Raw genomic sequence first — 12298 nt, 5'->3', positions numbered from 1 at the left:
AATAGAAGAATAAAGTATGGACATTCTGCACAAAAAGTGAGGGGCGTTTTTGGGCAACTTGTAGAAAAATCAAAAGTTAGCTTAATTCGTATAAATAACAGGCAATATATACAGTTATGGCTCCGTTAAAGTCCTTCAAGCTGATCCCGGTTTTATCGGTAAATTTGTCAATCCGGTATTGCAGGGTGTTGCGGTGGATATATAGCTTTTTAGCTGTTAAAGAAGCATTCAAATTGTTTTCCAGAAAAACTTTTATTGTATGAAGCATTTCAGGCTCCTCTTGAAAGATCGGTAAAATTTGTTGCGTTAAATGACGGCGCAAATTTTCCGGCATCGAAGCAGACAGCAGCGCAGGAAAAACTTTTTCAAACGTGTAGATCCGTTCCTTCGTGAGGAGTTTTATTCCTGTTTGAAAGAATTCAGCTTCGTACTGAACACGGCGACTCATTTCTTCGTTAATAGGTAAAAACTTGCCCAAATAGAAATAGGTTTTGATATAAAAATCACTTTCCAGTGTATTGGCCAATGAATGGAAATCATCCTCGCCCATTATGTAGCCTTTATTATCCTCAATCACAAGTCCTGATCGATCACCTAGCCAGATAACGATACAATCATCCGCAAAAAAACCTTTTAAGGCAGGCTCCATTTCATTTTTGTTCAGGCTTTCCCCTTTGAACTGAAACTGGATCATCCTTCTTGGAGCATGATCGGAAGCGGGAGGCTTTCCTGCTGCAAATAAAAAATCATGCCAGCTTTGTTCCTGGTAGCCCCGGTAAATTGCTGCTGGCTGCCCAAAGCTCCCGAACAAGGCATTAAGCAAGTCCAATTCTTTTTCGCTTAAGTTTTTTTGGGGAATGCCGATCCACTCATCCTGATCAGGGGACAAGAACCAATTGTAACCGGCAGTTAATTGATCAGGAGGGTTGGACGCGAGCACTGCACCGGGGTAAAGTGATAAAAGTTGTTTAAACATAACGTTTCCTCTTTAAGGTTTGATACCTCTCATTATAGCAGTTAGTGGTACAAGCAGAAAGGTTGCAAACTTAGTAGCGAAAAGAAAAACAGACGCAGCAAGAAGACATTGATTGTCACGCCACTGGCGGGAAACCGCCGAGTATTACGCCCCTCAATGTCCTGCTTGGATCATAAACTATGAAATGCGTTTCAGAGCAACCATTTTTCGTCGACCGTACAATTTCGCGCCTCAATGTCCGCGTTCCTGACCTGCTGTCCAGTGTTTATATTTTCAATTATGGAAAAAGTGCTGGCTTTTCAAACAGAAGACTATTTCTCATATACATGATATAACATCAATTCATGAATCTGGCTCTGGACATCTGCAATGATCTCTTGATTCGGCTCTATCGATGTCCACTCAATTTTCCCGCTTTGGTGATAAATTCCTTCGTATTTTTTCTTTTGTAAGTAAAATGAAAACGTCCAGCCCGGGAGCTGGTTATTAGCATATAGCGGTTTATACTGAAAATGTGTTAACATTCTGCAAATCCCTCCTTGGCTTCATTTTACCGTCAGTACCGAACAAAATAAAACAACAGGCTCTCATGTAGCAGGCCTGTTGTGGATCATTGCGTCGGTATGGGAAATCCGGAGCGAAGGAAGAACAAGTTGCAGAGGTTCCTAACCCGCTGTTCCTCGATCTCCGGCTCATCAAACGACATCGGCTTGGAGTTGATTTCATAAAGGACGTATTCGCCGTTTGCTGTGATTCCGGCATCAATCGAAAATTCACCGAAAAAGCCCAGCTCCGAAGAAAGGGATTCGCCGCATATGCGCACGATCTTTTCAATAAATTGATCGTGTTCACTGCTGCGAACCAGGCTGTACGGCAAAAGCTTGCCGCCGTTCGGAAGATGGGTGGTCAACTCCTGTTGTCCCGATTGCCTGATGCCTACTCCCGTCGGACGGTAGCCATTTTCCCCCCAATGTGCGAGGATTCTAAAGTCAAAGCGGTGGCCAGTTAGCCGTGCAGGTGTGACGGCTTCCTGGGCGATATACTTGCTCGTTTCAACAGTGGGACTGAGATGGGCCCAAAATTTCGCATAGCTGCCGAAGCTGATTTTTTTGCGTTTGCTTTCGAGCGCAATTGTACCTTCGGAATCCTTCATTACCCGAAAAATCCCTTTCCCCTGTGCTGAGACCCGCGGTTTTAAATAGATGGAGTGATGCTTGTCAAGAAAATCTTGCAGCTCACCATCATTGTGCACGGCGATCGTCGCTGGCAAGCAGGGACGCATCTCTTCATTTTGGTTAAGAATTTCATAGAGGACATATTTATCAAGAAAGCACGGATTAAAGATCGGAATGTTTTGGTCGGCAAATTTTATGAAGGCTTCAATCGTCTCTGCTGTTTTTTCAGCTTGCCTGAAGGGAATCCGGTTGTAGATGAGATCCGGAATCGGCGCAGAAACTTCAATCCATTTCTGCTTGCCCGGTACATATAAATAGCCTTGGATAGTTGACTCTGTAAGCCGGTCCGGAGTAAATACGACAGAAATGCCGCCCATTCCGATTATTTTTTTTTGGATAGCGGCAAACAGCTGGCCGTTTCCGGCTATGCTGCCACCATTTTTCTTTCGGGCCGTCATAATCCCGATTAACGGTCCGGCATTTTTGGACGGCGAATCAATCGGGATAGAGAGCACGGGACCCTGGCCAGCTAGAGGACGCACCGGCAAATGCTGTTGATTGGACGCGAACGTGCGCCTTGGCCCAGCACCGGTTAAAATACACCAGAGCTTTTCAATTTGACTATAATGAAGAATCACTTGAATACTTCCTCTGGTTTTGTGATCGCCTGCTCTGCTAAAAATACGGCAAAGGCTAATGAGAATTTTCGGGTCAAAAGTTCAAACTCTTTTAAGCGGGGATGCTTGAAAATCGATCGTCCCGGCTTTGAATTTGCTTCGAACAGCCATATACGGCCATTCCTGTCGATCCCCATATCAAAGCCAATCTCACCGATAAACCCATCGATGTTTTTTTCAATCCCTTTGCTTAATTCAAGAGCCGCATCTGTCAGCTTTTCTAAAAAAGCTTGTTGGTCATTTTCATCAGGAAAAACTTCCTCGATCGTCCTGATCGCTCCGCCATTGTTTATGTGGGTTGTAACGCTTCCCGGACCAGCAATTTTTGCGGCCATGGCGGTGACTTGCCATGTCCCGCTTTCATCCTTGTTTGTATGAATCCTGAAATCAATCTGGCGCTTTTCGTTCCTGATTAGGTCGATACCTTGCTGGATGAGCATTTTTGAAAGACTTTGATTGGAAAATATGTGGCGCATTAATATTTCCAATGAAGCAAACTTTTTTAGTTTGTTTTTTCCGTGTTCATCGCGATACCGGCAATAATAATCCCCACCCCGTTTATCATAGATAATTTGGTGGACGCCGAACCCAAGGCTGCCGTTGATCGGTTTTATATACACATGACCGTAATCTGCCAGCATTCGTTCAATATTTGAGAACGATGTGAATGGGTGGGTTTCCGGCAAATATTGAGACAGAGCATCTTCCTGGAGCAGCCGCTCGTGAATTTCAAGCTTATTAAAAAAGCCGGGATTGTAACAAGGAATTAAATAATCGTTTTGCAGGCGTTCTTTCACTTTTTTTAACTCAAACAGCTTTTCCGTACGCCGGTTTGGGAGCCGGTCATAAATGACATTTGGAAAGGGAACCTCGATGATCTCCCAGCCCTTTTGCTGATAAAAATACCCCTTTATCAGCCCATTTTCCCAGTCGATATGTTTCTCTCCAAAGACAAATGGCAGCACGCCCACAGATTTTTGCACGGAGAGCAGCTTGGCGAAAAACAATGACCTATCCCCGACCGGCCTTAGCGGAAACGGTGTAAAACCGGCTGTGAAAATACCGACAAGAGGGCCTATAAACAATGTCTCGTTTTCGACAAATAAATGCAGCTGGCTTGTCAGTTCAGGCATTTTTAACTGAGCCTGGATGTTCTTGCTAATGACGATCACATTTTCCGCTTCGGGATGGGGGAGGATAATTGCTGCAACCGACTTGCTTCCAAAAGCAATTTTTAAAGTGGTCCCATTTAACGGAAATTCGGCGGGATAATAAACCACGTCATCAATTTTTGCGGAGAATTCAATTGGATAGCGTTTTCTCATTGTACCGTTTCCTCTCTTTCTGTACGGCGCTGCCGATTTTTTTTGCGTAAAGAAGCGGTGCGGAAAATAATTCTTCCTGAAGATGAGGCAGGGACTGCAAAATCACCTTGCGGCCCGGTTTTGAATTAAGGTCAAGAATCCAAACAGCGCCGTCTTTCGTAATGCCAATATCAACACCAAGTTCAAAAAGCGGCATAAATGAATCTTCAAGAACAGCAGGAATTTTTACTAATAGCTCATCAAGTTCCTCGCAAATAAAATTTTTGAGTGACGGATCGACTTTATCAACCCAGGCTCGAAAAGGGGCAGCGACTCCCCCGGCGCTTAAATTTGAAAGAATCCCATCTTTTTTGCCGGTCCGAATCCCCCGTCCTCTTTCAAGCCAATGACCGTTTGCGTCCTTTTGGAGAAGGACCCGGACATCAAAAGGCCGGTCTTGATCGTCTGTTAGTTGCAAATAAGGCTGCACTAAGAATTTTTTTTTAGTTAGTAACGACTCGAGCCACCGTGACAGCTTGCTTTTGATTGAAAAAAGATAGTTAACTTGGTTACCTTGTTTTTCCGTTTTCGCAAGAATTCCTTCTTTTTGGACTTCTAAATAATAGATTCCGTTTCCCCCCGAGCCGTTTACAGGCTTCAAAATGATTTTCCTGTGCCTTTTTAATTCATTTAAAACTTCTTCAGGCAATGATACAGGTTTTGAAGCAGGCAAGTAGGGTGCCAGTGGTGATGACGCCAACACTTCATAAATTTCAAGCTTATTAGGAAGGCCATAACCGAGGAAAGTAATGTCCGGGTTGTTTTTTAACCAGCTAACAATCGGAATACACTGCTTAGAGTGGCGGTCATCGCCGTAAAAGCAGCGATCATAGAGAATATCAGGAATCGGAAATTCCGCTGCATTCCAGCGCGACCTTTCTGTGTCATACCTATGCCCGGTGACAAGCATCGTAACTGGGTTGATTTGCGAAGGGATGAACCGGAAGCATTCGATCCCGAAGCTGGCGGCTCTTGAAGCAATTTCATTTACATATTTATTTTCACTGTTCAGATGCAGGGCCATAATACCGAACTTGATCATATATCACTCCTCCTCCAGTTGAAATGGCTTTAGTGCCCATGATGTTGCAAATTCAATTATTGCTTTAGCCGAGGGACGAATTTTCGTATCGTGTTCTTCAAAATTTTTCGATGGTTTTGAATTGACTTCAATCAACCAGACTCCTCCTGTACAGTCAACTCCGATGTCGATGCCAAGTTCAATCGTGAGTCCATCTGTCCGTTCACCGACAATGGTGGCGGTTTCCAGAGCTACTTCCTTCATTAAAGCCGCTATTTGTAAAGCTGATACCCGATCAAAATATAACGAGAGTGCCTTTAACGGGCGCATCGTTTCTCCACCGCGGGCGATATTCGAAACAAACTGGTGCTCCGCAGATATTCGTGCGGTCGTCGAAGTTACTTTCCACCTCCCGGACAGGTTTTTATGACATAAAAGCCGGAAATCGAGCTTTCGGTTATGGATTGATATGAGGGGAATTCCTTGTTGAATGAGATAAATATTGTTATGCAAACGGGATTCAATCTGTTTAATCGTTTCATCCAGGCTTTTATGTTCTGACGTGGCAAACCAGGAGTTTGATGAGCTAATCATAAAATCGTTGTCGTCCATTCTGGTCAGTTGAATGATGTTTCTGCCCTGGCTGCCGTTAATAGGCTTTAAGTAAAGTGAATCAAATTCAGAGATCATTTCGGTGAGATTATCTCGATTGAATAATTTGGTTACTGGGATGTAAGGGAGAAGGTGCTCCTCGGCCTCCAGCATTTCGTGGATTTCCCATTTTGAAAGAAAGCGGTGATTAAACAGGGCAATGCCGATGGCAGCGACACCCGCTTGAAACCTCTCATAGTAGCGCGATAATTCAAGTGTGCGGCTTGGATTGCGGTTATAGATCGCATCGGGAGCCGGGAGGATCATTTGTTTCCAGCCGTCATTCTCGAAATAATACCCCTCTATTGCATCAACATGAAAATTCTTAAAGTTAAAAACGTAAAACAAACCTCCCTGGCTGGAAAGGCCATGATGCATCTCCTCACAAAATGCATGCAATGGGCCAAAATCGGGCTCGCCAGCGACGGTCTCACCTATGCTCGTTAACAGGGCAAGTACTGGCCCGAACGAAATCGTTTCGTGTTCCGGCAGATAGTGGACTATAAGTTGAAGGCTTTGAACCGGAAGCAGCATTTCCTTCAAAGTAAAAGAGGGAATTAGAAAAAGCTGTGCCTCAAGCCTGGTTGCAATAACAGCCGCATCGACAACCCGCTTGCCGATCCGCATTTTTATGGTAGCTCCTTCTTCTATCCCCCACTTATCAAGGAGTTTTTTCCCGATCTTTATAAAATGGTTTTTTTCTTGAAATATTTTGATCGGCGCAATTGAGATTACTATCGGGGAAATACTCATAAAGCATTCCTCATTTGCATGTCATAGTCACTTTCAAATGAAAAATGGGCGAAAGCTGATATGGTATCGTATGAACCGGCAGGCTGGTTTGTGAAACATTTTAAAGAAGCAATCGGGCCGGGAGTGCAATTGAAAAGCATCGTTTCGAAGGATGGTAAAAGGGAAGTATTTTGCAAAAAGTATCTGAACTGAATCGGTGTTTCTTTTGTGAAACGGTCCGGGTGAACGCGCTCGCTTTTTGCTGCATAGTTTGGTATAGTGTAGTGGAATTCCAGAAAAAGGAGTGTTATTTTTGGCGATCAATGTGTACGATTCTGCCTATGATCTTGAAAAAGCTGTTCGAGGCAGCGATGAATATATGTTACTCAAAAAAATCTATGAGGAAGTAAATGCTGATGATTCAGCACGAACAATGTTTGAAAATTTTCGCAACATCCAAATGCAGTTACAGCAAAAACAGATGGCGGGTCAGGAAATTGCACAGGATGAAGTCGACCAAGCCCAGAAAGCAGTGGCTCTGGTCCAGCAGCATGAGAAAATTTCAAAACTGATGGAAGCGGAACAGCGGATGAGCATGTTAATTTCCGAATTGAACCAAATCATCATGAAGCCTTTGGAAGAACTGTACGGAAATATAGAAAATCAATAAAACAGCTCCAGCTGATTGCGCAGATCTGCAATGCTGTTATGAAAGGCTCCTGGGAACAGGGTCTTTTTTTGTTGGTGCCAAAAAGTCAATGACACCTACGGGCATGATGCAGGTGATACTTGCAGTTTTGGAGTGGCTGAACTAAGGGAAAGCGATTTAGCCAGGGATTTGTTGCAGCGGGCAGATAATGCACTGTACAAAGCGAAAAAGGGTGGCAGAAACATGGTTGTGATAGCATCTTAATACTGGCTTGCTCCAAACCGAGTAATGCTGTCTTAACGACGATTTCTTTGAAGCATGTTCTATTCCCCGCAAAGGTTTCATAAACCTGTTATAAGGAGTGACACCAAAGAATAGGGGGCACAATGATGATTTACCGTTTGCTTGCTTTAAATATTGATGGAACCACTTTACAATCAAACGGAAAACTCCATAAATCCACGAAAGAAGCGATAGACTATGTTCAACACAAAGGCATTTATGTCACGCTTGTTACCTCAAGGAGCTTTCCATCTGCAAAAAAAGCCGCCAGGGCTTTGAAAATAAATTCAGTGCTTGTCAGCCACAGGGGTGGATACATTTCCGGCCCTTTTGAAAAAGATGCCCTATTCGTTAAACGGATAAAGGAAGATATTGCCTTTGAAATTGTCCAGCTGCTCGAAGCTTTTCCATGCCAGATCAGGCTTGTTCATGAACGATTTTCCATTGCCAATAAATATAAGCTCAATCATAACATGTTGGCTAAAACAGTATTCACAACAGGTGATCCCGTGTTTTATTCCCAGCAATTTGTTGAAATTTTAAGTGAAGCGCTTATTGATCAGCAAGTGGCACCGCCCAAAATAGAAGTGTATTTTGAACATGAAGAGGATTTGGAAGACTCGACAAAAGCGATGAAGTCGATGTTTTCCGAGGTTGATTTTGTAAAAGTATCTGATCTGCGACTCGACATTGTTGCGGGCGGCGTCTCAAAATTGAGCGGCCTGATCTATTTAGGCGAGCATTTGGGAATCGCCCGGCAAGAAATGGTCGTCATCGGTGATGCACTTGATGATATAGAGATGATCAAAGCGGCAGGCCTCGGGGTAGCAATGGGCAATGCGCCATATGAAGTGAAAAAGGCTGCAGACTGGGTGACCCGCTCCAATAATGAGCATGGAGTTTCTTACATGGTGAAGGAACATTTCCGTAAACAGCATCCGATAGATTTTTTAAAAAAGATGAATATCCTGAAAAAATAGCTAAAGTATAGTGCGCTCCGGATTTGGGGTGCTCTTTTCTTTTTTCAGGGATTTCACGGTCACCTCATGTTGACTGCAATAAGACGATTCAGTACACTGAAGGAAGCTTATATTTGAAAGGTGATTGCTTTGCAAATTTATATAAAAGGAATAGAAGATGAACGTTTTACCAGGCCGCTTCAATTAATCGCGAACCTCTTTTATGAAGAAACAGAAGTGTTGCTGGAAGAAGGCGGAAATGCTGATTTGGCGATCGAGCTTCAACTTCATGAAACAGCCAAAAAGATTGCGGTGAATGCGATCCTCAAAGATCAATCCGGCAATCATTACCGTGCATCTTTTGAAAAGGAATTAGCCGAAGAGGACACGGAAAAGGAGCGGTTCACAAAAATTAAAACGGCCATCTCACATGTTTATTTAACGGTTCTGCAGGAGCATACTGGCATCATCCAAAAATGGGGCATTTTGACGGGTGTACGGCCGACAAAGCTGCTGCACCGGAAATTGCAGGAAGGCGTCCCTCGTGAAGAAGCCCATAAACAGCTTCAGGAGGATTATTTGATTTCAGACGAAAAGATCCAGTTGATGCAGCAAATTGTTGATCGTCAGCTTGCAGCTGTGCCTGATCTTTACCGTCTTCAGGAAGAAGTGAGTATCTACATCGGCATCCCCTTCTGCCCAACAAAATGTGCCTATTGTACATTCCCGGCTTATGCCATCAACGGAAGGCAAGGCACAGTCAATTCTTTTCTCGGCGGGTTGCATTTTGAAATCCGTACAATAGGGGCATGGCTGAAGAAAAATAATATTCGAATAACAACGGTTTACTACGGGGGCGGTAAGCCAACAAGCATTTCAGCAGAAGAGATGGATATGCTTTATGAGGAAATGTACAGCTCATTTCCAAACGTCCGCGACATCCGTGAAATTACGGTTGAGGCGGGCCGCCCGGATACGATCAGCCCTGAAAAACTTGAAGTATTAAAAAAATGGAACATCGACCGGATCAGCATTAATCCGCAATCGTATACGCAGGAAACGCTCAAGGCGATCGGCCGCCATCATACGGTTGAAGAAACGATTGAAAAGTTCCACCTCGCACGACAAAAGGCTATGAATAATATCAACATGGATTTGATCATCGGGCTTCCAGGCGAAGGCACGGATCAGTTTGCACACAGTTTAAGCGAGACAAAGAAACTGATGCCGGAGTCGTTGACAGTTCATACTCTGTCATTTAAGCGGGCGTCAGAAATGACGAAAAACAAGCAAAAGTACAAGGTGGCGGACCGTGCTGAAGTGGAAAGAATGATGAACATGGCCGAGGATTGGACGAAGAAACATGGCTATGTTCCTTATTACCTGTATCGGCAAAAAAACATACTCGGAAATCTTGAAAATGTCGGGTATGCATTCCCGGACCAGGAGAGCATCTATAACATCATGATTATGGAAGAACAGCAAACGATCATCGGCCTTGGCTGCGGAGCGGCAAGCAAGTTTATTGATCCGCATACAGGAAAAATCACACATTTTGCGAACCCGAAGGATCCGAAGACTTATAATGACAGCTTTGCGGATTATACTGTTAAAAAACTGAACATCTTAAAAGAATTATTTTCCCGGGAAGAAACTCCTGCCTAAGCAAAGGCAGGAGTTTTGACTTTTAACAGTAGCTGGAACATAAGCGGTCCAGAACGCAATTTCGGTTTTTTTATAACTCTTTCCATATATCCCTCTGATAGAAATCCGGGGCGTAAATGTGATATACTCATTCAAGAATATTTTTGAAAATTCAAAATAAAACAGGGATTTTTGTGAATGTGGAGAATGAATTAAAAACAAACTTTATAGACTATTATGAAATCAAAATGAAAGCGATTACTTTAAACGGGAGGGATTATCAATGATGCAGACAGCATTAACACTGACACAAATGATTAACAGGGCAGAAAAGTATTTTCCGAAAAAGCAGGTTGTTTCAAGAACAGCAAGCGGCATCAAACGGTTTACTTACAAAGAAATTGCCGAAAGAACACGGAGGCTGGCAGATGGTCTCGAAACGCTCGGTGTTGAAAGAGGTGATAAGGTGGGTACACTGGCGTGGAACCATCACCGCCACCTCGAGGCCTATTTTGCGATTCCGTGCAGCGGGGCTGTGCTGCATACAATTAACATACGACTGTCACCGCAGCATATTGCTTATATAGTGAATCATGCCGAAGATAAAGTGCTATTGATAGATTCCGACATTTTGCCATTGATCGAAAAAATTCACAGTGAATTTACCACCGTTCAAGCCTATATCATCATGACCGATGAAGAAGAATTGCCGGAAACGACACTTGAACCGGTTTACCATTATGAAAAACTGCTTGCCAGTGCAGATGACAGTTACGAATACCCGGATGATTTGGATGAGAACGCTCCGGCTGGAATGTGCTATACATCAGCAACAACCGGCAATCCGAAGGGAGTAGTTTATTCACACCGGGGAATTGTCCTCCATAGCATGGCTCTTGGTTTGGTGGATGGTGCAGGAGTGAGTGAGAAGGATATTGCCCTGCCCGTCGTTCCGATGTTTCATGTCAATGCATGGGGACTCCCATTTGCTGCAGTGTGGTTTGGAACAACTCTCGTCATGCCAGGGCCATATTTTACCCCGAAGCTGATCGCTGAATTAATTGAGCAGGAAAAGGTGACGATTACGGCAGGAGTACCGACGATATGGCTCGGTCTTTTAAAAGAGCTCGATGAAAAAACCTATGACATGAGTAGCCTAAGAGCCGTTTTATGTGGTGGAGCTGCAGCACCGAGAGGGATCATTCATGCGTTCGAGAAGAAACATAACATCCCATTTATGCATGCATACGGCCTTACAGAGACAAGCCCGCTTGTCGTCATTTCTAACCTTAAGAGTTATCAGGAACAACTATCGGACGATGAAAAAATCAACATCAAAGCAATGCAGGGCATTTTAGTTCCAGGATTAGAGATGAAGGTGATTGGCAAGGACGGGGAAATAAAATGGGATGGTGCGGAAATGGGGGAATTGGCGTTACGCGGACCTTGGATTGCCTCCGAATATTATAAGGATGAGCGCACAGCTGAAGCATTCAAGGATGGCTGGTTTTACACCGGGGACGTCGTAACTGTTGATGAAGAAGGATTCATGAAAATTGTCGACCGGACGAAGGATTTAATCAAGAGCGGCGGCGAATGGATTTCTTCCGTTGATCTTGAAAATGCGCTGATGACCCATGAAGCTGTTTTTGAGGCAGCTGTTGTCGCGGTTCCGCATGAACAATGGCAAGAACGCCCGGTAGCATGTGTTGTTTTAAAGGATGACTATACAGGGAAAACATCGGCGGAAGAGCTGTTACAATTCCTTGAGCCGCAATTTGCGAAATGGTGGCTGCCCGATGAAATTATTTTTATGAAGGAAATTCCTAAAACATCGGTAGGAAAATTCCTGAAGCGAACGCTGCGCGACCACGTGCAAAAGGATATATTGCAAAGAAATTAATGATAAAAAGGCCAGGGCACGCTGAAGTGACCCTGGTCTTTATTATTATAGAAAAGAAAACCCTAGGCTAGGCCTAGGGTTCCAAAAAGCTTTCAGCGTTGTATTAAAAAAACTCTCCCGAGGTGCTAAAATATTTTTGGTTCGCCAACCAAAATAACAGCATACGGAGGAGTTTTTATGTCAAAAGATACTAATAGTTTACCACACACAACTTGGAATTGTAAGTATCACATCGTATTTGCACCGAAGTATAGAAGACAAGTAA

The 12298-nt window shown here is 43.8% G+C and carries 11 protein-coding genes and 2 pseudogenes; 7 read left to right on the top strand and 6 right to left on the bottom strand.

Features of this window, described 5'->3' with window-relative positions:
- Nucleotides 1–76: 76 nt before the first annotated feature.
- From CU635_RS15615 to CU635_RS15590, 6 genes are all read right to left on the bottom strand, one after another.
- Nucleotides 77–976, bottom strand: a complete 900-nt coding sequence (locus CU635_RS15615; RefSeq protein WP_101578313.1) for a PucR family transcriptional regulator — start codon at nt 974–976, stop codon at nt 77–79.
- 311 nt (nt 977–1287) lie between these two features.
- The gene (locus tag CU635_RS15610; RefSeq protein ID WP_101578312.1) at nt 1288–1500 is read right to left on the bottom strand and encodes a YheE family protein; all 213 of its coding nucleotides are present in this window, start codon (nt 1498–1500) and stop codon (nt 1288–1290) included.
- Between the two features lie 86 nt (nt 1501–1586).
- Nucleotides 1587–2789, bottom strand: coding sequence for a YheC/YheD family endospore coat-associated protein (locus tag CU635_RS15605; protein ID WP_245917492.1), 1203 nt, complete (start codon nt 2787–2789; stop codon nt 1587–1589).
- Nucleotides 2786–4153: a YheC/YheD family endospore coat-associated protein gene (locus tag CU635_RS15600; RefSeq protein WP_101578311.1), complete on the bottom strand. Its 1368-nt coding sequence runs from the start codon at nt 4151–4153 to the stop codon at nt 2786–2788. The genes CU635_RS15605 and CU635_RS15600 overlap by 4 nt, the downstream gene beginning before the upstream one ends.
- Complete coding sequence (locus CU635_RS15595; protein ID WP_101578310.1) at nt 4131–5234, bottom strand: YheC/YheD family endospore coat-associated protein; 1104 nt, start codon at nt 5232–5234, stop codon at nt 4131–4133. The genes CU635_RS15600 and CU635_RS15595 overlap by 23 nt, the downstream gene beginning before the upstream one ends.
- Before the next feature lie 3 nt (nt 5235–5237).
- Complete coding sequence (locus tag CU635_RS15590; RefSeq protein WP_101578309.1) at nt 5238–6617, bottom strand: YheC/YheD family endospore coat-associated protein; 1380 nt, start codon at nt 6615–6617, stop codon at nt 5238–5240.
- Between the two features lie 60 nt (nt 6618–6677).
- Here CU635_RS15590 and CU635_RS24110 point away from each other — a divergent pair, with 60 nt between their 5' ends.
- The 7 genes and pseudogenes from CU635_RS24110 to CU635_RS15560 all read left to right on the top strand — a co-directional run.
- Nucleotides 6678–6809 (top strand): hypothetical protein, encoded by a 132-nt coding sequence (locus tag CU635_RS24110; RefSeq protein WP_257985633.1) that lies wholly within the window; start codon nt 6678–6680, stop codon nt 6807–6809.
- Nucleotides 6810–6909: 100 nt separating this feature from the next.
- Entirely contained in the window at nt 6910–7266 is a 357-nt protein-coding gene (locus tag CU635_RS15585) for a YlbF/YmcA family competence regulator (protein WP_101578308.1), read from the top strand.
- Between the two features lie 129 nt (nt 7267–7395).
- Nucleotides 7396–7509 (top strand): annotated as a pseudogene (locus CU635_RS24365) (hypothetical protein); the annotation flags it as partial.
- Nucleotides 7510–7634: 125 nt separating this feature from the next.
- On the top strand, nt 7635–8507 hold the full coding sequence (locus CU635_RS15575) for a Cof-type HAD-IIB family hydrolase (RefSeq protein ID WP_101578306.1): 873 nt from the start codon (nt 7635–7637) through the stop codon (nt 8505–8507).
- 129 nt (nt 8508–8636) lie between these two features.
- The gene (locus CU635_RS15570; RefSeq protein ID WP_101578337.1) at nt 8637–10151 is read left to right on the top strand and encodes a coproporphyrinogen III oxidase; all 1515 of its coding nucleotides are present in this window, start codon (nt 8637–8639) and stop codon (nt 10149–10151) included.
- 262 nt (nt 10152–10413) lie between these two features.
- Nucleotides 10414–12033 carry a long-chain fatty acid--CoA ligase gene (locus CU635_RS15565; protein ID WP_101578305.1) on the top strand — a complete coding sequence of 540 codons (1620 nt, stop codon included), beginning with the start codon at nt 10414–10416 and terminating at the stop codon, nt 12031–12033.
- A gap of 177 nt (nt 12034–12210) precedes the next feature.
- A pseudogene (locus CU635_RS15560) lies at nt 12211–12298 on the top strand (IS200/IS605 family transposase); the annotation flags it as partial.

The sequence above is a fragment of the Bacillus canaveralius genome, from assembly GCF_002860125.1.
Classification (GTDB): Bacteria; Bacillota; Bacilli; order Bacillales; family Cytobacillaceae; genus Bacillus_BJ; species Bacillus_BJ canaveralius.
This window is presented reverse-complemented; position numbering and strand designations above follow the sequence as displayed.